The organism is Cellulomonas sp. EB106-03-03-XG116 (assembly GCF_058792015.1).
On the sequence record NZ_JBYTEP010000030.1, the window covers coordinates 29,908 to 50,134 of the forward strand.

Sequence of the window (20,227 nt, forward strand, 5' to 3'; positions counted from 1 at the left end):
GAGCATCCTCGTGCCGTCCCACCCGGCCGCCCCCTGGGCGACCGGTGCCCGCCCGCCGCAGGAGGCACCGTGCTCACGCTGGAGCTCATCGTCGTCGTGCTGCTCGCGCTCCTGGCCGGAACCGCCCTGGGGCGCCGGCTCGGCGTCGCGCCGCCGCTGGTCCTGCTCGTCCTCGGGGTCGCCCTCGGGTTCCTCCCCGCGTTCCGCGGGCTCACGGTGCCGCCGGAGCTGGTGCTGCTGGTGGTGCTGCCCGCGCTGCTCTACTGGGAGAGCCTGACGACGTCGCTGCGCGAGATCCGCGCGAACCTGCGGGTGATCGTGCTGTCCAGCGTCCTGCTCGTGGTGGTGACCGCGGGCGTCGTGGCGGTCGTCCTGCACGCCCTCGGGATGCCGTGGGGCCCGGCGTGGATCCTCGGCGGCGTGCTCGCGCCGACCGACGCCACCGCCGTGGCCGGGGTCGCCCGCGGGATGCCGCGCCGCACCCTCACCACCCTGCGCGCGGAGAGCCTGGTCAACGACGGCACCGCCCTGGTGATCTACGCGATCGCGGTGCACGCCGTCGCCGAGCCGGTCACGGGCGGCTACCTGGCGGGGCGGTTCACGATCTCCTACCTCGGCGGCGCGGCCGCGGGGGTGGTGGTGTGGTGGCTGGCGGTCCAGCTGCGCGAGCGGATGCACGAGGCGATCCAGCAGAGCGTGATCAGCGTGCTGACCCCGTTCGCCGCGTTCCTGCTCGCGGAGCTCGTGGAGGCGTCCGGCGTCCTCGCCGTGGTCGTCGCCGGCCTGCTCATCAGCCAGAGCGGGCCGCGCCTCATCCCCGCCGCCGCCCGGGTGCAGTCGCAGTCGTTCTGGGCGGTGGTCAGCCACGTGCTCAACGGCGCGCTGTTCGTGCTCGTCGGCATGCAGCTCGTCACCGCCGCCGACGGCCTGACCTCCGCCCGGCTCCCCGAGGCCGTGGGCTGGACCGCCGCCGCGTTCGGCGCGGTGATCGGCACCCGGATGCTGTGGTTCCACACGACGCCGTACATCGTCCGCGCGCTCGACCGCCGCCCGGTGCAGCGCACCCGGCGGGTGTCCTGGCGGCACCGGATGCCCGGGGCGTGGGCGGGGTTCCGCGGTGCGGTGTCGCTGGCCGCGGCCCTGGGCGTGCCCGAGACCACCGGGGACGGCGCGCCCTTCCCCGGACGCGACGTCATCATCTTCATCACCGGCGGCGTGATCCTGGCGACGCTGCTGCTCCAGGGGCTCACGCTGCCGGCGGTCGTCCGCTGGGCCCGGCTCCCCGTCGACGACGGCGTCGAGAGCGAGCGGCACCACGCGGAGAAGGTGGCGACCCGGGCCGCGCTGGACGCCCTCCCGGCCGAGGCGGCGCGGCTCGGGCTGAACGGCAAGGTCGTCACCAAGCTCGAGGCGGAGTACCGGATGCACGCGGAGGCGCTGGCGGAGGCCGGCGACGGGCCCGCCGACGACGGCCGCCCGCGCGAGGCCGACTTCGACGCGCTCCGGCTGGCGGTGCTCGCGCACAAGCGCGCGGCGGTGGTGCGGCTGCGCGACGAGCGGAGGATCGACGACATCGTGCTGCGCGAGGTGCAGGCCCAGCTCGACGCGGAGGAGGTCCGGCTCACCCGCGGCGCGCTCTCCGCGGAGTGAGCCGGGCTCGGCCACCGTTCCCATCCCCACCCGATTCTCGCGACGCCACCGGATTCGGGCGTGTGGTTCGCGAGAATCGGGAGGGGTCGCCGCCCGGCCGGTGCAGGGCTGGGCTGGGGTGCCGCACCCGTCGCCCGCGGGCGCGTGTCGGTGGTCGGAGGCAGGATGACGGACGTGCTGCTCGCCGACGTCGCCGCCACCAGCGCGGGCCTGGCCGCGACCCGCTCGCGCCTCGCCAAGCGGGCGCTGCTCGTGGACCTGCTCCGCCGCACCGGCCCGGACGAGGTGCCCGTCGTCGCTCGCTACCTCGCGGGCGAGCTCCGGCAGCGCCGCACCGGCCTGGGCTGGCGCTCCCTGCGCGACCTGCCGCCGCCCGCGGCCGAGCCGTCGCTGGACGTCCTCGCCGTGGACGCGACGTTCGAGCGGATGGCCGGTCTGTCCGGCCCGGGGTCCGCGGGCGCGCGGTCGGCGCTCGCGGCGGAGCTGTTCGGCGCCGCCACCGCCGACGAGCAGCGGTTCCTCGCCGGGCTCGTCTCGGGCGAGGTGCGGCAGGGCGCCCTGGACGCGCTGCTGCTGGACGCCGTCGCCGAGGCCGCCGGCGTGCCGGTCGCGGCGGTCCGGCGGGCCGCGATGCTGGCGGGGGCGAGCGAACCGGTCGCCGAGGCGGCGCTCGCGGCGGCCACCCCCGAGGCGGCGCGGGCCGCCCTGGACGCGTTCGGCCTGGCGGTCGGCCGCCCGGTGCGGCCGATGCTCGCCGCCTCCGCGCCCGACGTCCCCGCGGCGGTCGCCGGCTTCGACGGCCGGGCCGTGGTCGTCGACGCCAAGCTCGACGGCATCCGGATCCAGGTGCACCGCGACGGCGACGACGTGCGGGTCTACACCCGCAGCCTCGACGACATCACCGCCCGGGTGCCCGAGGTCGTGGAGGCCGCACGGGCGCTGCCCGTGCGCTCGGTCGTCCTGGACGGCGAGGCGCTCGCGCTCGGGCCCGACGGCCGGCCGCGCCCGTTCCAGGAGACCGCCGCCCGCAGCGCCACCCGGGACGCCGAGCTCGCCGCGACCACGGCGCTGCACCCGTTCTTCTTCGACGTCCTGCACCGCGACGGCGTCGACCTGCTCGACGCGCCGCTGACCGACCGGCTGGCCGTGCTCGACGCCATCGCCCCGGACCACGCCGTCGAGCGGGTCGTCACCGCCGACCCCGACGTGGCGCAGGAGGCGTTCGCCGGCTGGGTCGCCGCCGGTCAGGAGGGCGTCATCGTCAAGGACGCCGCCGCGCCCTACGAGGCCGGCCGGCGCGGCGGCGCCTGGGTCAAGGTCAAGCCGCGGCACACCCTCGACCTGGTGGTGCTCGCCGTCGAGCGCGGCTCCGGCCGCCGGGTCGGCTCCCTGTCCAACATCCACCTCGGCGCCCGGGACCGGGACGGCGGGTTCGTCATGCTCGGCAAGACGTTCAAGGGCATGACGGACGAGATGCTCGCCTGGCAGACCGCGCGGTTCCGGGAGCTCGAGGTGGCCGACGACGGCTGGACCGTGACGCTGCGGCCCGAGCAGGTGGTGGAGATCGCGTTCGACGGCGTGCAGCGGTCCACCCGGTACGCCGGCGGGCTGGCGCTCCGGTTCGCGCGGGTGCTGCGGTACCGCGACGACAAGCCCGCGGCGGAGGCGGACACGATCGACACGGTGCGGGCGCTGGCGGCACCGGCGGGTGCCGCGGGCTGACGCCGGCGCGGGTCGGGCCCGACCTCACCCGGGAACCGGGACCCAGGTCCCTTCCGCACCCGCTCGCCCCGGGCCGTCGTGGCGCGCGGACGGGTGATCCACCCCCAGGTCAGCGGCCTCGTCGTGATTCGCGCGCGAGAGGATGGACCCGTGGACCACCACCCTCGGTCCACGGGCCGCGAGGACGCGACCGCCTCCCCCGCGGCGACCCAGCCGGTGGCGCGACCCGCCACCCAGACCGTGCAGGAGGACCCCGTGCACCCCGACCTGTTCCTCGTCGTGTACCGCCAGCAGGAGCGCGAGCTCGAGCACCGGCTCGAGCACCGGCGCTCGCAGGCCGCCCGGGGCGACGACCCCGGACGCCGGCCGCGGCACCGCCGCCCGCTCGCGGCCCTCGCGGCGGCCCGCCGCCGCCACTGACCCGGCCCGCCGGGCCCGCCCCGGCCCCGGCCCCGGGCGCCGAGGTCGTCACCTCCGCACGAGGTCGTCACTCACGAGTGACGACCTCGTCGCCTGGTGACGACCTCGTCGCGTTCCGCCGACCTCGTCGCCCCGGCACCCGCGCGCCCGGCAGCCCGAAGCCCGCCGCACCCTCGCCCGGGCGCGCCGCGCTCACGCCAGCCGCGGCAGCACCTGCCCCGGCCCGAGCAGCACCCGGAACGGGTCCCCCCGCTCCGCCACCCGGTCGAGCACCGTGCGGATCGTGAACGCGTCCGGCCGCAGCCACGGCTCGTCGAGCTCGTCCCAGGTGATCGGTGCGGACACCGGCGCCCCGGCGCGCGCCCGCGGGCTGTACGGCGCCACCAGCGTCTTGTTGATGGCGTTCTGCGTGTAGTCGAGCCGCGCCTGACCGCCGCGCGCCTTGACCTCCCACTTCCAGCTCACCAGGTCGGGCACGACCGCGCCGACGGTCCGCGAGACCCGTTCGACCCACGCGCGGGTGTCGTCGAACGACGGGCCGGTCGCGATCGGGATCCAGATCTGGATGCCGCGCTGCCCGGTCACCTTCGGCACGGCGCGCACGCCCAGGTGCTCGAACGCGTCCCGGTGCAACCGGGCGAGCAGCAGCACGTCCTCCCACGCGGTCGACGGCCCGGGGTCGAGGTCGACCAGCGCGTACGTCGGGCTCCGGGGCGCGTCGGTGCGGGACGTCCAGGCGTGCCACTCCAGCGCCCCGAAGTTCGCCGCCCAGATCAGCGCCGCCGGCTCGTCGACGACGAGGTACGTGCGGCTGTCGCCGGAGTCGGCCTCCGGGTTGTCCCAGCGCGGCAGCCAGTCGGGCGCGTGCGTCGGCAGCTCCTTGTGCCAGAACCCCGCGGTGCCGGCGCCCTGCGGGAACCGGTGCATGTTCAGCGCGCGGCCGTGCAGGTACGGCAGCACCACGGGCGCGACCCGCGCGGCGTACCGGAGCAGCTCGCGCTTGGTCACCGGCTCCTCGCCGTCGCGCGCCGGGAACAGCACCTTGTCGAGGTTCGTCACCTTGAGCCGGCGGCCGTGCACCTCCCAGGTCCCGCCGTCCGGGCCGAGGTCGTCGAGCGCGGCGAGCTCGTCGTCGGTCGGCGGCCCGGCCTGCGGCGCCCGCAGGTCGACGGACGCCTCGGCGGCGGGGCGGTCGGACCGCCACAGCCGGTCGGGGTCGGCCTTGACCTCGTCGTTGGTCCGGCCGCTCAGCACGGACCGCGGGTGGTCCTCCGCGTCCCAGCCCTTCTCGGCGTGCTCGTCGTGCTTGTGCACCAGGATCCACTGCTCCTTGCCGTCCGCGCCCGGCTCGCCGCGCCGCACCAGCACCAGCCGGCCGCGCAGCTTCTCGCCGTGGACGTCGGCGTGCAGCTCGCCCGCCGCGATCGTCGCCGCCGGGTCGTCGGTGCCGTGCGGCTCCCAGGTGCCGCGGTCCCACACGATCACGTCGCCGCCGCCGTACTCACCGGCCGGGATCACGCCCTCGAAGTCCTCGTACTCCAGCGGGTGGTCCTCGACGTGCACGGCCATCCGGCGCACGTCCGGGTCGAGGGTCGGGCCGCGCGGCACCGCCCAGGACACCAGCACCCCGTCGACCTCGAACCGCACGTCGTAGTGCAGCCGCCGGGCGCGGTGCCGCTGCACGACGAACCTCCGCGGCGCCCCCGGGTCGCCCGCCGCCGGCGTCCCGCCCCCCGCGGGCTCCGCGGTGCGGTCGAAGTCCCGCATCGACCGGTAGGTCTCCAGCCCGCGCGCCGGGGCCGTGCCCTTCCCCGCCGCCGTCGCGCGGCGCCGCCGCTCCGGCACGCTGACCACCCCTTCCCCGGCTCGGACGCCCGGGACCAGCGTGGCGGAGACGGGCGCCGCGCGCGCGTCAGCCGAGCCAGCGGCGCAGCCGGGCCTTGCCCGCCGCGCGGGCGACGCCGCGCGCCGCGCGCTCGGTCTCCCGGCCGCGCGCCTCCTCCAGGGCGTGCAGCCGGCCGTGCAGGAACGCCACCTCGGTGCTCGGCGCGTGCCGGGCGAGCTCCCGGAGCCGCGCCCGCGCGACCACCGAGTCGTGGTGCTCGCCGAGCACCTCCTGCAGGTCCTCCATCCGGCGCGCATACCGGGCGGCGTCCTTCCCGAGCACGCCCGCGACCGACTCCCCCGCGTACCGGGCGGCCTTCGCGGCCTTGCGGGCGTCGTGCAGCGCGTCGTCGCGGCGCCGCCCCTCGGGCACCCGGCGCGCGCGCCGCAGCCGGCGCCGCACCGTCCGGTCCCGCCGGGCGACCTGGGCGGGCAGCACCCGCCGGGCCCGCCGCCGCCCCTCGTCGGAGTACCGCGGCTCGGCCACGAACGCCGCGAGGTCGCGCAGCAGCCGCCGGTACCGGTCCCCGTCGAGCTCGCCGAGCAGCGCGTCGAGCGCGTCCCGCGCCGCCCGGCCGAGCTCCGCGTCCGCGGCCGCCGCGGCCGCGTGCGTCCCCGACCCGACGGCCTCCTCCGCCCCCGGGCCCCCGACCGCGGACCGCACCCGCTCGCGCAGCACCTCCGCGTCCCGGGCCCGGCCGAGCACGTCCGCCAGCCAGCCGAGCTCGTCGCGCAGCGGCCGCACGACGCCGGGCTCGAACAGCGGGCGGAACGTCCGCAGCGCGTTGCGCACCCGCCGGGCGGCCACGCGCATCTGGTGCACCGCGTCCGCGGCGCCGAGCCGGACGCGCGGGTCCTGCTCCCGCAACCGGTCGACCTGGTCGGCCACGTAGCCGACCACCACGTCCCCGGCGGGGGACTTCGGCGTCGGCCGGCGACGGGTGCTCACGTGCTCCTCGGCCGGCCCGAGCACCCGCTCCAGCTTGGAGCGCTGCTCCGCCGGGTGCACGCCCAGGGCGGCGAGCCGCTCCTCGACGGCGTCCAGCAGGCCGCCCGCGCCCTCGACCAGCTCGACCTCGACCTCGCGCCACTCCTCGGGCGCGCTCACGACGTCCCCGGTCGACCCCGACGGCCGGACCCGGCGCGCCGTCACCCGGTCGTCGACCAGCTCCAGCAGCACCCGGCCCGTCGCGTCCGCCAACCGGTGCACGGCGCGGGACGTCCGCACCTCCGCGACCGGCCGGAGGGTCGCGCCGAGCGTGGCCGCGTGCACGAACGCGCGCAGCGACGCCGGCACGGTGCGCACGGCCCGTCCGGGCGGCAGCCGGACCTCGGACCGCTCGTCCGGCCCCGCCGGGACCTTGAGGTGCCAGCCCGCGTCGTCGCCGCCCGTGCGACGGCGCAGCGTCAGCCCGGCCGCGGCCAGCCGGAGGTCGGCGGTGTCGAAGTAGGTCGCGACGAGCTCGACGGCCTCGTCGCTCGTGGCGACGGGGGTCCCGCCGTCGGGCAGCCCCGCGGCCCCGGCCAGGAGCTCGGTCAGCGCCGGGAGCTCGACGTCCGGGCCGGTGGCGTACTTGCGCTCGATCTCGCGGTGCACGTCGGCCATGGCACCCGTTGTATCCCGGACGGCTCGCGCGGGCGACCGCGGGCCCGTGCCTCCGGGGTCGCCCGTCCGGGGTCGGCCGTCCGGGTGAACCGCCGGCGCCCGGCCGCGGATCGCCGGGGCGGTGCTCCCCACCCGGGACCTCCGGCCCCTCTCCGCGCCCGCTCCGGCGCCGATCGGACGGGCTCCAGGGGGCAGTACCGCCCGACGCACGAAGACGAAGGCGCCGACATGAGCACCACACCCGCACGCCGCACCACCGCCAGGTCGTGGATCCGCGACCGTGGCGTGAGCACCCGCATCCTCACCGCCGTCCTGCTCGCATCGCTGGTCGGTGCGCTCGTCGGCGTCACGGGCATCGCGGCGCTCGCCCGCACGAACGACGCGACCGCGTCCCTGTACCGCGAGAACGTCATCGGGCTGCAGAACGCCGCCGCCATCCGGCGGGCCACGGTGGAGATGCGGTTCGCCCTCGCCAACCACATGATCGCCGACGGCCCCGCCGACAAGGACGCCGCGGAGCAGCAGATCGCCGCGGCGGAGGCCGAGGTGCGCGACGCCGTCGCTGCCTACCAGGAGCTCGACCTCGACGAGGACGCCCGCGCCGAGCTGTCCGACTTCGTCACCGCCCTCGACGGCTACGCGAGGCTCCGCGACGAGAAGATGCTGCCGGCCAGCCGCGCCGGCGACGACGAGCTGTACACGGCGATCCGTGACGGCGAGGCGCAGGACATCATCGACACGATGGGCAGCAGCATGGCGCAGCTCGTGTCCGGCGAGGAGGAGGACGCCGCCGCGGCGGCCCGGGCGGCGCAGCGCGGCTTCGAGTCGAACCGCACGCAGGTGATCGTCCTGCTGGTGCTGGGGACGGCGCTCGCCGTCGGCGTCGGGATGCTGGTCGCCCGGTCGATCGTCCGCGGCCTCGCCCGGGTCCGCAGGGTCGCCGAGGGCATCGAGCACGGTGACCTGACGGTCCGCGCCGGCCTCACCTCGCGGGACGAGGTCGGGGCGATGGGCGCGGCGCTCGACTCCGCCGTGGCGAACCTGCGCGACATCATCGGCACCATCGACACCTCGTCGGGCTCCCTCGCGTCGGCGGCGGAGCAGATGTCGTCGACGACCGGCCAGATCGCCGCCGCCGCCGAGGAGACGTCGGCCCAGGCCGGGGTGGTGTCCGCCGCCGCCGAGCAGGTGTCCCGGAACGTCCAGACCGTCGCCGCGGGGTCGGAGGAGATGGGGGCGTCCATCCAGGAGATCGCCCGCAACGCCACCCTGGCCGCGGAGGTCGCGAACCGCGCCGTCGCCACCGTCGGCGACACCACGGCCACGATGGGCCGGCTGGGCGAGTCCAGCAAGGAGATCGGCAACGTCGTCAAGCTCATCACCTCGATCGCCGAGCAGACGAACCTGCTGGCGCTCAACGCCACCATCGAGGCCGCCCGCGCGGGCGAGGCGGGCAAGGGGTTCGCGGTGGTCGCCGGCGAGGTGAAGGAGCTGGCGCAGGAGACGGCCAGGGCGACGGACGAGATCGCGCGCCGAGTCGACTCGATCCAGGGCGACGCCGACGGGGCCGTGGCCGCGATCGACGAGATCAGCGCGATCATCGCCCGGATCAACGACTACCAGATGACGATCTCCAGCGCCGTCGAGCAGCAGACGTCGACCACCGCGGAGATGAACCGCAGCGTGTCCGAGGCCGCGACGGGGTCGTCGGAGATCGCCTCGACCATCTCCGGGGTGGCGGAGGCGGCGGGCACGACCACGCGGGGGGTGTCCGAGTCCCGGCAGGCGGTCGCGTCGCTGGCCCGGATGTCCGCCGGGCTGAAGGACGTGGTCGGGCGCTTCACGGTCTGACCGTGCGGGGCGCCCGGCGGCCGGGCCGGGGCCGCCGGCGCTCGCCGGGTGACCGCCGGGTGGTGGCGTGTCGGACCCTGGTGCCAGGTTGAGACGTGACCGCACGCTGGACCGCACGACGACCGACGAGGGGACGCGCATGCGCGAGCACGCCTTCGTCCGGGTCACCCCGGACGCGCTCGACGACCTGACCGACCGGCTGGCCCGGACCCGCACCGTGCCGGCTCCCGCCCTGGACCGGCCGACCGGGGTCGACCCCGACGTGCTCGCCGGCCTCCTCGCGCACTGGCGCACCGGGTTCGACTGGCGCGCCCAGGAGGAGCGCATCGCCGCCCAGCCCTGGTACGAGACCGAAGAGGCGGCGGTCCCGGTGCGGGCGATCGTCCGCCGTGGGGCACCCGACGCCCCGGTCGTGGTCCTGCTGCACGGCTGGCCCGACTCGGTGCTGCGCTTCGAGCGGGTGCTCCCCGCGCTGGCGGACCTGACGGTGGTCGTCCCGGCGCTGCCCGGGTTCCCGTTCGCGGCCCCGGTCGACGGGGGTGGGCTCTCCGCCGTCGCGATGGCCGACGCCGTCGCCGGGGCCCTGCGCGAGCTCGGGTTCGACCGCTACGTCGTGTCGGCGGGCGACGTGGGGTGCGACGTCGCCGAGGCGCTCGCCGCCCGGCACCCCGAGGCCGTCACCGCGCTGCACCTCACCGACGTCTCGCAGTACCACTTCCTCGTCGACCTGCCCGGGGACCTGAGCGAGGAGGAGCGGGCCTACGTCGCGTACGGGCACCGGTGGCAGGCGGAGCAGGGCGGCTACATGCACCAGCAGGCCACCCGGCCCGGCACGCTCGCGGCGGCGCTCGGCGACTCCCCCGCGGGCCTGGCGGCGTGGATCGTCGAGAAGCTGGTGGCCTGGACGGACTCCGACGGCGACCTGGCCCGGGCGTTCACGCCGGACGAGGCGCTGACCTGGGTCGGCGCGTACTGGTTCACCGGCTCGATCGGGACGTCCTTCGCCCCGTACGCCGCCGGCGGCGCCAAGGACTGGCCCCGCATCGAGGCGCCCACCGTGTTCACGGTGTTCGCCCACGACCTCGTCAACGCCCCGCGCCGGTTCGCCGAGCGGTTCTTCACGGTCGCGGACTGGCGCGAGCACGCCCGCGGCGGGCACTTCGCCGCCTGGGAGCGACCGGCCGACTACCTGTGGGGGGTGCGCCGCGCGGTCGAGCTGCGCCGTCGGGACTGACGCCGGGCGGGACCCGGGCGCGCCCTACGCTGGCGCCGTGGCCGCCACCCGCCTCCGCCGCGTCGCCGTGCTCGTGCTCGAGGGCGCCAAGCCGCTCGACGTCGGCATCCCGGCCCAGGTCTTCACGAACCGGCCGAGCATGCCGTACGAGGTCCGCGTCTGCGGCCCCGCGCCCGGTCTGGTCCGGGGCGGCGACGGTCTGTCGTACCACGTCGCCGACGGGCTCGACGCGCTGGCCTGGGCCGACGTCGTGTTCATCCCCGGCTACCGGCACCCCGACCAGGAGGACCCGCCGCCGGCCGTCGTCGCCGCGCTCCTCGCCGCCCACGCGCGGGGCGCCGACCTCGCGGCGATCTCCACGGGCGCGTTCGCGCTGGCCGCCACCGGGCTGCTCGACGGCCGCCGGGCCACGACGCACTGGCACTACACCCGCGCGTTCGCCGCCCGGTACCCGCGCGTCACCGTCGACGAGAACGTGCTGTTCGTCGACGAGGGCCAGGTGCTCACCTCCGCCGGCGCCGCCTCCGGGATCGACCTGTGCCTGCACCTCATCCGGCGCGACCTCGGCGTCGCCCCGTCGAACCACGCCGCGCGCCGCCTCGTCGCCGCGCCGTACCGCTCCGGCGGCCAGGCGCAGTACGTGCCGCGGAGCGTCCCGGAGCCGCTCGGCGAGCGGTTCGCCGCGACCCGGGAGTGGGCGCTGCACCGGCTCGGGGAGCCGCTGACCCTGGAGGCGCTGGCCCGGCACGCGGCGGTGTCGCCGCGCACGTTCTCGCGCCGGTTCGTCGAGGACTCCGGGTACACGCCGATGGAGTGGGTGCTGCGCGCCCGGGTGGACGTGGCCCGCGAGCTGCTGGAGCGCTCGCAGCGGTCCGTCGAGCAGGTGGCCGTGGACGTCGGGCTGGGGACGGGGGCGAACCTTCGGCGGCACTTCCAGCGGGTGCTGGGGACGACGCCGAGCGAGTACCGGCGGACGTTCGCGCGGGGCGAGTAGCCCGGCGCGACCCGCGACGTGACGCTGGCGAGATCCGTGCGGACCATGGCGCCCACGCCGCTGTCGGCGCGGCGCCGGCACGCCGAGGCTGGTGGCGTCACCCACGGACACCACCGGGAGGATCTCCATGACCCGCGTCGCCATCAACGGCTTCGGACGCATCGGCCGCAACGTCCTGCGCGCGCTCCTCGAGCGCGGCAACGACCTCGAGGTCGTCGCCGTCAACGACCTCGCCGAGCCGGCCGCCCTCGCCCGCCTGCTCGCCTTCGACTCCACCGCGGGCCGGCTCGGCCGCCCCGTGTCCGTCGACGGCGACCACCTCGTCGTCGACGGTCGGCGCATCGCGGTCCTGGGCGAGCGCGAGCCGGCCCGGCTGCCGTGGGCGGAGCTCGGGGTCGACGTCGTGCTGGAGTCGACCGGGCGGTTCGCGAGCGCCGCCGCCGCCCGCGGCCACCTCGACGCCGGCGCGCGCGCCGTGCTCGTCGGCGCGCCGTCCGACGGGGCGGACGTCACGATCGCGTACGGCGTGAACACCGACGCCTACGACCCGGCCGCGCACACCGTGATCTCGAACGCCTCGTGCACGACCAACGCCCTCGCCCCGCTGGCCCTCGTCCTCGACGAGCTGGCCGGGATCGAGCACGCGTTCATGACGACCGTGCACGCCTACACGCAGGAGCAGAACCTGCAGGACGGCCCGCACCGGGACCCCCGGCGCGCGCGGGCGGCCGCGGTCAACATCGTCCCGACGACCACGGGCGCCGCCAAGGCGATCGGGCTCGTGCTGCCGCAGCTGGACGGGCGGCTGTCCGGCGACTCCATCCGCGTGCCCGTCCCGGTGGGCTCGCTCGTCGAGCTCAACGCGACCGTCACCCGCGACGTCACCCGCGAGGACGTGCTGGCCGCGTACCGCGCCGCGGCGGCCGGACCGCTCGCCGGGGTGCTCGAGTACTCCGAGGACTTCCTCGTCTCGTCCGACATCGTCGGGAACCCGGCGTCGTCGGTCTTCGACTCGCACCTGACGCGGGTCGACGGCAGGCACGTGAAGGTCGTGGCCTGGTACGACAACGAGTGGGGCTTCTCGAACCGCGTGGTCGACACCCTCGAGCTCATCGGGCGCTCGCAGGGCTGAGGCGGGACGACGAAGGCCCGGACCACGTGGTCCGGGCCTTCGTCCGTGGTAGCGGGGACAGGATTTGAACCTGCGACCTCTGGGTTATGAGCCCAGCGAGCTACCGAGCTGCTCCACCCCGCGTCGGTGTCGCCCACCCTACGCGAGTCCGGCGCCGGGACCTATTCGGGGCGCCGGGACCCCGTCCGGGCCGCGCGCCCCAGCACCAGCACGCGGCCCGCGCCACCCCGCCCACGGCGGCTGCTCGCCCGGAGAACGACGAAGGCCCGGACCGTGTGGTCCGGGCCTTCGCGACCGATCTGCATCGGCACTGTGTAGCGGGGGCAGGATTTGAACCTGCGACCTCTGGGTTATGAGCCCAGCGAGCTACCGAGCTGCTCCACCCCGCGTCGGTGATCACTACGTTACGCCAGGGTGACGGCCAGTCCAAATCCAGCCCCCGTGCCCTCGGTCACACCGGGCCCGCCGCCGTGCGCGCGTCCCGGGGTCAGCCGCCCGAGCCGCCCAGCTCCGCGTCGGCCGCCGCGGCGTCCTCCAGGGCCGCCTGCAGCCGGGACTGCGCCTCGCCGTAGGCGGCGAAGTCGCCGTCCGCCAGCGCGGCCTGACCGTCCTGGTACGCCTGGGTGGCCCGGTCGATCGCCTGCGTCAGCCGGGTCTGGGCGTCGGCCGCGCCGGCGCCCGCGTCACCCGTCGGGGCCGGGGTCGGCGCGGGCGTGGCGGTGCCGTCGCCCGTGCCCGTGTCGCCCCCGGTGTCCCCGCCCGTGTCGGGCGGCGTGATCTCGTTGCCGGCGTCGCCCGCGGACGTGCCGTCGTCGCCGCCGAACACCTGGTCCAGCGCCTCGTCGAGGGTGCTCGCGAACCCGATCTGGTCGCCGAACGACACCAGCACGCGCTGCAGCAGCGGGAACTGGGTGCCGCTCGCCGCCTGGACGTACACAGGCTGCACGTAGAGCAGGCCGCCGCCGACGGGCAGCGTGAGCAGGTTGCCGCGGATGACCTGGGAGTCGCCCCGCGCCAGGATGTTCAGCTCGTTCGACACGTCCGGGTTGGACGAGAAGTTGTTGTTCATCTGGTTCGGCCCGGGGACGGTGGAGTCGCGTGGCAGCTCCAGCAGCCGGATCTTGCCGTAGCCCTCCGCCGGCTCGCCCTCGGCCGACCCGGCCTCGGCGTCCACGGCGATGTACCCCGTGAGCACGTCACGGGCGTTGCCGCCCGCGGGCACGTACGTGGACATCAGCGAGAACGTGGCCGCGTCCTGCGTCGGCATCTCCAGCGTCAGGTAGTACGGCGGCTGCGCGACGCTCTGGCCGGAGGCCGTCGGGTCGTTCGGCGTGCGCCACGCGTCGTTGCCCGAGAAGAACTGGCCCGGGTCGGTCACGTGGTAGGTGCCGAGCAGGGTGCGCTGCACCTTGAACAGGTCCTCGGGGTACCGGATGTGGCTCATCAGCTCGGAGCTGATCTCGGACACCGGCTCGAGCGAGGTGTCGAAGACGTTGCTCCAGGCCTGCAGGACCGGGTCGGAGGCGTCCCAGGCGTACAGCGTGACGCTGCCGTCGTAGGCGTCGACCGTGGCCTTCACCGAGTTGCGGATGTAGTTGACCTTCTCGGGCTGCAGGGCCGCGATGGTGGTCGACGTCTCGGTGAGCGAGTCCACGGTGGCGTCCTCGAGGGACTGCGCCGCGGCGTACGGGTACTGGTTCGACGTCGTGTACCCGTCGACGATCCACTTGACCCGCCCGTCGACGACCGCGGGGTACACCCGGCCGTCGAGCGTGAGGTACGGCGCGACCTTCTGGACGCGGTCGACCGGGTCGCGGTCGTAGAGGATCTGCGACTCGGAGGTCACGCGGTCGGAGAACAGGATCTGCTCGGAGCCGAACTTGATCGAGTAGAGCAGCTTGCTCCAGAACGTCCCGATCTCCGGGCCGGCCGAGACCTCGTCGGTCGGGAACGAGGTGTTCACCGCGCCGCCCGACTCGTCGTCCGGGTAGTCGAGCTCCCACTCGGAGCCCTCGGGGGCGCCGACGATCGAGTAGTTCGGCGAGCTCTGGCCGAAGTAGATCCGCGGCTCGTACTCGCCCATCTCGCCGGACGACGGGATGCCGCCCTCCCAGAACTCGGGCGCGCCGCTCGACGTGGTGGTGTTGCCGTACGCCGCGACGACGCCGAACCCGTGGGTGTAGACGGTCGCGTCGTTCGTCCAGTTCCGGCGCTGGGCGTCCAGGCCGTCCAGGTCGAGCTCGCGGACGGCGATCACGGTGTCGCGGCTCTCGTCGGCCACGTCGTACCGGTCGACCGACAGGGTGTCGGGGAAGGAGTAGAACCCGCGGATCTGCTCGAGCTGGCGGAACGAGTCCGACACCACCTGCGGGTCGAGCAGGCGGATCGACGCGGTGGTCTCCGCGTCCTCGCGCAGCGCGCCCGGCTCGGCCGTGACGCTCGCGTTGTAGTCGCTGGTCTCCACGTCCTCGAGGCCGTAGGCGGCCAGGGTGGCGTCGATGTTGCGCTGGATGAACTCCGACTCCGCGTCCTGCTGGTTCGGGTTCACCTGGAACCGCTGGACGACCGCCGGGTAGATGCCGCCGATGGCGACGGCGCTGACGATCATCAGGCCGACGCCGATGGCCGGCAGCCGCCAGGTGCCGCGCACCGCCGTCACGACGAACATGACGGCGACCAGCAGCGCCACGCCCGCGAGGATGCTCTTGGACGGGATGACGGCGTTGACGTCGGTGTACGAGGCGCCGGCGAACCGGTCGCCCTCCTGCGTCAGGATCGAGTAGCGGTCGAGGAAGTAGTTGGCCGCGATCAGCACCATGAGGACGGCGGCGATCACGGACAGGTGCACCCGGGCAGCGCGCGTCATGCGCGGGGTGCCGGCGGAGCCGCCGACCCGGAACCCGCCGTACAGGTAGTGCGTCGCGACGGCGGCGATGCCGGACAGCACCGTGACGGCCATCAGGAAGCTGACGATGAACCGCATGCCGGGCAGCTGGAACATGTAGAACGACAGGTCGAGGCCCCACTGCGGGTCCTCGCGGCCGACCTCGGTGCTGTTCATCCAGAGCTGGATCGAGCTCCACTGCTGGGAGGCCGCGATGCCGGCGAACAGGCCGAGCACGGCGGGGCCCGCGACGAGCACGACGCGGCGCAGCGGCTCGACGGCCTCGCGGTAGGCGTCGAGGCTCGCCTGCTCCTGGTTGGAGGGTGCGTAGACGGGCCGGGTGCGGTAGCCGATCGCGAGGCTGGCGAACACGGCCCCGCCCATGACCAGCAGGCCGGCGAGGAACAGCGCCCCGCGGGTCAGCCACTGGGTCCACAGGACCTGGGAGAAGCCCAGCTGGTCGAACCACAGGACCTCGGTCCAGAACTGGGCGAGCAGCAGCACGGCCACGACGACCAGGGCGAGCACCACGACGGTGATCGCGAGGGGGCTCGGCCGGCGGCGGCCGGCGGCGCCTCTCGGTGGCCGGGGCGGTCGTGGCCCCCGGGGCTGTCGGGCGGACGGGTTGGCGAAGGTCACGGCCTTGAGGTCCTCGTCGTCGGGTACGGGTCACGCGTGCACGCACCGGGCTGCACCCGACGCACACGCTCGCACAACGCGCCAGGTGGGCCCCAGGTTCCCACAGCCCGCACCCCGCGCACCCGCGCCGGGTGCCCGGCCGCCCCACCTGGCGCGGGTGCGAGGATGGCACCCGTGACGCAGACGCCCGAGACCCACGCCAGCACCCCCGCCCAGCGCGCCCTCGCGGCCGCGGTCGTCGAGATCGAGCGGCACGTCGCCACCGGCGGCTGGGACGGCCCCGTGCGGGTGTTCGCCCTGGTCCGGACGCAGGCGGCCCTCGACGCCGAGCCGGCGCTCGCGTCGCAGCTGCCGCCCGACGTGCTGGCCGCCGCGGCCGCCGACCCCGACCACCTCACCTCGGTGGAGCAGGAGGGCCTGCCCGCGAGCGACGACCTGGAGGGCCTGCTCGGCGCGATCGCCTGGCCCGAGGGCGTCGACGGCGCGGCGCTCACGGTCGAGCGGATCGTGCTGCCGCCGGAGGCCGAGGAGGGCCTGCCGGAGGACCCCGACGCCGCGCTAGCCGCGCTGCTCGCGCACCCGCAGCGGCAGGACGTGCGGCTCGCGGTCGGGGTGCTGCGGGGCGGCCCGTCCTGGTGCGCCGTGCGGCAGCGGTCCGAGGACCGGGACGACGCCGTGGGCCAGGGCGAGGACGTGGTGCCCGGGCTGGTCGAGGGTCTGCGGGCGACGTTCGCCTGAGTCCCCCCGGGGGGCTCAGCCCGCGTCGGCCGCGTCCGCCGCCGTGCAGGTCGGCAGGTCGCCGGCCTCCCCGGCGCCGATCGCCTCGACGGCCTCGCGCGCCTCGTGCAGCGTCGCGATCTTCACGACCGTCAGCCCGTCCGGGACGTGCCCGACGACCTCGTCGCAGTTGCCGGCGGGCGCGAGGAACCACTCGGCGCCGTCCCGGAGCGAGCCGGCCATCTTCTGCCGGATGCCGCCGATCGGGCCGACGGCGCCGTTGAGGTCCATGGTGCCGGTGCCGGCGATGACCTGGCCGTTCGCCTCGTCGTCGGGGGTGAGCTTGTCGATGATCCCGAGCGCGAACATCGTGCCGGCGCTGGAGCCGCCGATCTGGTCGATCCGGATGGACACGTCCACCGGCGGGTCGAACGTCGGGTCGATGTACACGCCGAGCTGGCTGCCGGAGCCGTCCTCGCGGGCGCCCGTGACGACCTCGAGGTCGACCTCCGACCCGTCGCGCTGCACGCCGAGCGTGACCGTCGTCCCGGGGTCGGTGCCGTCCAGCAGGTCGATGAGCTGGCCGTACGAGGTGAGGGCCGTCCCGTCGTAGGACAGGAGCACGTCGCCCTCCTCGACCACGCCCTCCGCGCCCGAGCCCTCGACCGCGTCGTGCACGGTGAGCGTGACCGGGACGGTGTACCCGAGCTCCTCGAGCGCCGCGACGGTCGCGTTCTCCTGCGAGGACACCATCTGCGCCTCGTTCTGCTCGTCCAGCTGCTCCTGGGTCGCGTCCTGCGGGAACACCGACTCGACCGGCAGCACCCGCCGCGACGGGCTCAGCCAGCCCTGCAGCACGCCGAGCACGCTGGACGGGTAGCCCGGGCCGCCGGTGGTGGAGACGGTGGTGAGCCGCAGCTGCCCGGTGGAGTCGTAGGTCTCGGCGCCGTCGACCGTGATGAGCGCCTGGCCGTCGTGCTCCCCGAGGGTGTCGAGCGTCGGTCCGGGCGAGTTGACCGCGTACGGGACCGGCATCAGCAGCAGCACGACCAGCAGCACCGCCGTGAGCAGGACGCCGCCGGAGAGCAGCGCCGCGCGCCGGGTCACCGGCGGGGCGGGCTCGCGGAGGTCCTCGGGCGCGTCCGCCGCGGCGTCGCCGAGGGGCGGGCTGCCGGCGGCGCCGTCGAGCGGGTCGGTCCGGCCCGCGGCCGACGCGTCGGGGTCCGAGGGGGTTCCGGGCTGGGCGTGCACCGGACGATCATGCCGCACGGACCCGTGAGGGTCGCGTGCGCCCTCAGCGAACCGGGGGTGACGACCTGGTCCCGGTGCGCGGGGGTGTGGTTACGGTGGCACCACGACGAGCCCGGGAGCACCGAGATGACCGACGACCCCACCGCGCGCCAGCCCGGCGAGCCCTCCGACGGCGCCGCCTGGGAGCAGATGCTGCGCCAGATGTTCGGCCCGGGCGCGGACGAGGCGCTGCGCCAGATGCGCGAGCAGGGCCTCGACCCCGCGGAGATGGCCCGCGCGTCCGGCCTGCCCGACGACCCGATGCTGATGAACCAGGTGATCGCCCAGGTCCAGCGGATGCTGTCGTCGAGCGGCGACGGCCCCGTGAACTGGGACGTCGCCCACGACATGGCCCGGCAGCAGGCGGTCACCGGCGGCGACCCGACCCTCAGCCCGGCCGAGCAGCGCCAGGCGACCGAGGCGCTGGGTGTCGCGGAGCTGTGGCTGGACGCGGCCACCGACCTGCCGCCGGCCGGCGGGCACGTGCGCGCCCTGTCCCGCTCCGAGTGGGTCGAGCAGACCCTGCCGACCTGGCGCACGCTGACCGAGCCGGTCGCGACGTCGATGTCGACGGCCCTGGCCGCGACCCTCGCCGACCAGCTGCCCGAGGGCATGGAGCTCCCGGCGGGGTTCGGCGCCGGCGGCCTCGACCCCGCCGCGATGATGCGCCAGCTCGGCGCGCTCGTGTTCGGCATGCAGGTCGGCCAGGCGGCCGGCTCGCTGTCCCGCGAGGTGTTCGGTCTGACCGACGCGGGACTGCCGCTCGTCGCCGAGCCCGCGACCGCGCTGGTGCCGGGCAACGTCGCCGCGTTCGCCGACGGCCTGGAGATCCCCCTCGAGGAGGTGCGGCTGTTCCTGGCGCTCCGCGAGGCGGCGCACGCCCGGCTGTTCACGCACGTCACCTGGCTGCGCGGCCACCTGCTCGCCGCCGTCGACGCCTACGCCCGCGGCATCACCATCGACGTCGAGAGCCTCGAGGAGTCGGTCCGGGCCATCGACCCGACGGACCCGGCCGCGCTGCAGGGCGCGCTGTCCTCCGGGGTGTTCGCCCCGCAGACCACGCCCGAGCAGCAGGCCGTGCTCGCCCGGCTGGAGACCGCGCTGGCGCTCGTCGAGGGCTGGGTGGACGAGGTCGTCGCCACGGCGGCGCTCCCCCACCTGCCGCACGCCGTCGCCCTGCGCGAGATGATCCGCCGCCGCCGCGCCGCCGGGGGCCCCGCCGAGCAGACGTTCGCGACGCTGGTCGGCCTCGAGCTGCGGCCGCGCCGGTCGCGGGACGCCGCCGCGCTGTGGGCGCGCATCGCCCGCGAGCAGGGGCCGGAGGCGCGCGACGCCGTGTGGGACCACCCCGACCTGCTGCCGACGGCCGAGGACCTCGACGACCCGGCCGGGTACGCCGGGCGGCGGGCCGCGGCCGAGGGCGAGCACGCGGACCTGGACCGGGCGCTGGCGGAGATCCTCGGCGAGGGCCCCGGCGACGACGGTGCCGCGGGCGGTCCGGCGGACGGCGAGCCCGGGACGCCCCCCGGCGGCGACCAGCCGGCCCGCTGAGCCGGTCCGGACCCCGGGGCGGTCAGTCCGCCTCGGGGTCGGCCACGTCCTCCTCGGCGCCGGGTGCCTCCCCGGCGTCGCCGCCCTCCCCCGGCGCGCGCTCCGCGAAGGAGTAGCCCTCGAGGAACCCGCGCGCCCGCTCGGTGCGCGGGTACGCCTCGAGCTCGGCCCAGAACTCCGGGCCGTGGCCGGCGTGCAGCAGGTGGGCGAGCTCGTGCAGCAGCACGTAGTCGGTGACCCACGGGGGCATGCCGCGCAGCCGGTCGGACAGCCGGATGCTGCCGTCCCCCACGCTGCACGAGCCCCAGCGCCGGCCCTGGTTGCCCGACCACCGCACGCTCGACGGGACGGCGCGGCCGCCCAGGTAGCGCTGGCTGAGCTCGGCGGCGCGGCGCACCAGCTGGTCGTCGGACGGGCGTCGGCGCTGCTCCTGGGTGGCGAGCCGGTCGAGCATCCGGCGCACCCACTCGCGCTCCTGCGCCCGGGTGAACCGGGCGGGGATGGCGACGATCGTCCGGCCGCCCTCGCGGTAGGCGGTGACGGTGCGGGACCGGCGGCGGGAGCGGCGCACCTCGACCGGGCCGAGCCGGGGGTCGCCGTCGGCGGCGCCGTCGGGCGCGGGGGTCGCGGCGGGCCCGCTCGCGGCGTGGGCG

The 20,227-nt window shown here is 76.0% G+C and carries 14 protein-coding genes and 2 tRNA genes; 9 read left to right on the top strand and 7 right to left on the bottom strand.

The features are described 5' to 3' along the window. The first annotated feature begins 69 nt into the window (after positions 1 to 69). From AC3WUG_RS12275 to AC3WUG_RS12285, 3 genes are all read left to right on the top strand, one after another. Complete coding sequence (locus AC3WUG_RS12275; protein ID WP_492327913.1) at positions 70 to 1,650, top strand: Na+/H+ antiporter; 1,581 nt, start codon at positions 70 to 72, stop codon at positions 1,648 to 1,650. 174 nt (positions 1,651 to 1,824) lie between these two features. Beyond that, a complete protein-coding gene (locus AC3WUG_RS12280; RefSeq protein WP_492327923.1) occupies positions 1,825 to 3,372 on the top strand; it encodes an ATP-dependent DNA ligase in 1,548 nt (515 codons plus the stop codon). 150 nt (positions 3,373 to 3,522) lie between these two features. After that, positions 3,523 to 3,792, top strand: coding sequence for a hypothetical protein (locus AC3WUG_RS12285; RefSeq protein WP_158374346.1), 270 nt, complete (start codon positions 3,523 to 3,525; stop codon positions 3,790 to 3,792). A gap of 192 nt (positions 3,793 to 3,984) precedes the next feature. Here AC3WUG_RS12285 and ligD read toward each other — a convergent pair whose 3' ends face one another. Beyond that, a complete protein-coding gene (gene ligD / locus AC3WUG_RS12290) occupies positions 3,985 to 5,637 on the bottom strand; it encodes a non-homologous end-joining DNA ligase (protein ID WP_492327914.1) in 1,653 nt (550 codons plus the stop codon). A gap of 67 nt (positions 5,638 to 5,704) precedes the next feature. Further along, positions 5,705 to 7,282 carry a CYTH and CHAD domain-containing protein gene (locus AC3WUG_RS12295; RefSeq protein WP_492327915.1) on the bottom strand — a complete coding sequence of 526 codons (1,578 nt, stop codon included), beginning with the start codon at positions 7,280 to 7,282 and terminating at the stop codon, positions 5,705 to 5,707. Between the two features lie 285 nt (positions 7,283 to 7,567). On the opposite strand from AC3WUG_RS12295, the gene AC3WUG_RS12300 reads away from it, so the two are divergent. The 4 genes from AC3WUG_RS12300 to gap all read left to right on the top strand — a co-directional run bounded on the left by AC3WUG_RS12300 (position 7,568) and on the right by gap (position 12,493). After that, positions 7,568 to 9,133: a methyl-accepting chemotaxis protein gene (locus tag AC3WUG_RS12300; RefSeq protein WP_492327916.1), complete on the top strand. Its 1,566-nt coding sequence runs from the start codon at positions 7,568 to 7,570 to the stop codon at positions 9,131 to 9,133. 139 nt (positions 9,134 to 9,272) lie between these two features. Then, positions 9,273 to 10,367: an epoxide hydrolase family protein gene (locus AC3WUG_RS12305; protein WP_492327917.1), complete on the top strand. Its 1,095-nt coding sequence runs from the start codon at positions 9,273 to 9,275 to the stop codon at positions 10,365 to 10,367. Positions 10,368 to 10,404: 37 nt separating this feature from the next. Continuing rightward, positions 10,405 to 11,361, top strand: a complete 957-nt coding sequence (locus tag AC3WUG_RS12310) for a GlxA family transcriptional regulator (protein ID WP_492327918.1) — start codon at positions 10,405 to 10,407, stop codon at positions 11,359 to 11,361. Positions 11,362 to 11,488: 127 nt separating this feature from the next. Next, positions 11,489 to 12,493 carry a type I glyceraldehyde-3-phosphate dehydrogenase gene (gap, locus tag AC3WUG_RS12315; protein ID WP_492327919.1) on the top strand — a complete coding sequence of 335 codons (1,005 nt, stop codon included), beginning with the start codon at positions 11,489 to 11,491 and terminating at the stop codon, positions 12,491 to 12,493. A 46-nt stretch (positions 12,494 to 12,539) separates the two neighbouring features. Here the strand turns inward: gap and AC3WUG_RS12320 are convergent. From AC3WUG_RS12320 to AC3WUG_RS12330, 3 genes are all read right to left on the bottom strand, one after another. Then, positions 12,540 to 12,616, bottom strand: a tRNA-Met gene (locus tag AC3WUG_RS12320). Between the two features lie 192 nt (positions 12,617 to 12,808). Beyond that, positions 12,809 to 12,882 (bottom strand) — tRNA-Met (locus tag AC3WUG_RS12325). A 98-nt stretch (positions 12,883 to 12,980) separates the two neighbouring features. Continuing rightward, on the bottom strand, positions 12,981 to 15,917 hold the full coding sequence (locus AC3WUG_RS12330; protein ID WP_492327924.1) for a UPF0182 family membrane protein: 2,937 nt from the start codon (positions 15,915 to 15,917) through the stop codon (positions 12,981 to 12,983). 264 nt (positions 15,918 to 16,181) lie between these two features. Between AC3WUG_RS12330 and AC3WUG_RS12335 the strand changes: the two genes are divergently transcribed. Next, positions 16,182 to 16,754: a PPA1309 family protein gene (locus AC3WUG_RS12335; protein WP_492327920.1), complete on the top strand. Its 573-nt coding sequence runs from the start codon at positions 16,182 to 16,184 to the stop codon at positions 16,752 to 16,754. A gap of 15 nt (positions 16,755 to 16,769) precedes the next feature. Here the strand turns inward: AC3WUG_RS12335 and AC3WUG_RS12340 are convergent, their stop codons facing one another. Then, entirely contained in the window at positions 16,770 to 17,984 is a 1,215-nt protein-coding gene (locus AC3WUG_RS12340; protein ID WP_492327921.1) for a YlbL family protein, read from the bottom strand. Between the two features lie 126 nt (positions 17,985 to 18,110). Between AC3WUG_RS12340 and AC3WUG_RS12345 the strand changes: the two genes are divergently transcribed. After that, positions 18,111 to 19,574 carry a zinc-dependent metalloprotease gene (locus AC3WUG_RS12345; protein ID WP_492327922.1) on the top strand — a complete coding sequence of 488 codons (1,464 nt, stop codon included), beginning with the start codon at positions 18,111 to 18,113 and terminating at the stop codon, positions 19,572 to 19,574. A gap of 22 nt (positions 19,575 to 19,596) precedes the next feature. Here AC3WUG_RS12345 and AC3WUG_RS12350 read toward each other — a convergent pair whose 3' ends face one another. After that, positions 19,597 to 20,145: a M48 metallopeptidase family protein gene (locus AC3WUG_RS12350; RefSeq protein WP_218706849.1), complete on the bottom strand. Its 549-nt coding sequence runs from the start codon at positions 20,143 to 20,145 to the stop codon at positions 19,597 to 19,599. Positions 20,146 to 20,227 lie beyond the last annotated feature (82 nt).

Bases quoted from the DNA above. Each gene is read 5' to 3' on its own strand.
- AC3WUG_RS12295 (WP_492327915.1), bottom strand. From the start codon at position 7,282: ATGGCCGACGTGCACCGCGAGATCGAGCGCAAGTACGCCACCGGCCCG.
- AC3WUG_RS12305 (WP_492327917.1), top strand. From the start codon at position 9,273: ATGCGCGAGCACGCCTTCGTCCGGGTCACCCCGGACGCGCTCGACGAC.
- gap (WP_492327919.1), top strand. From the start codon at position 11,489: ATGACCCGCGTCGCCATCAACGGCTTCGGACGCATCGGCCGCAACGTC.
- AC3WUG_RS12335 (WP_492327920.1), top strand. From the start codon at position 16,182: ATGGCACCCGTGACGCAGACGCCCGAGACCCACGCCAGCACCCCCGCC.
- AC3WUG_RS12345 (WP_492327922.1), top strand. From the start codon at position 18,111: ATGACCGACGACCCCACCGCGCGCCAGCCCGGCGAGCCCTCCGACGGC.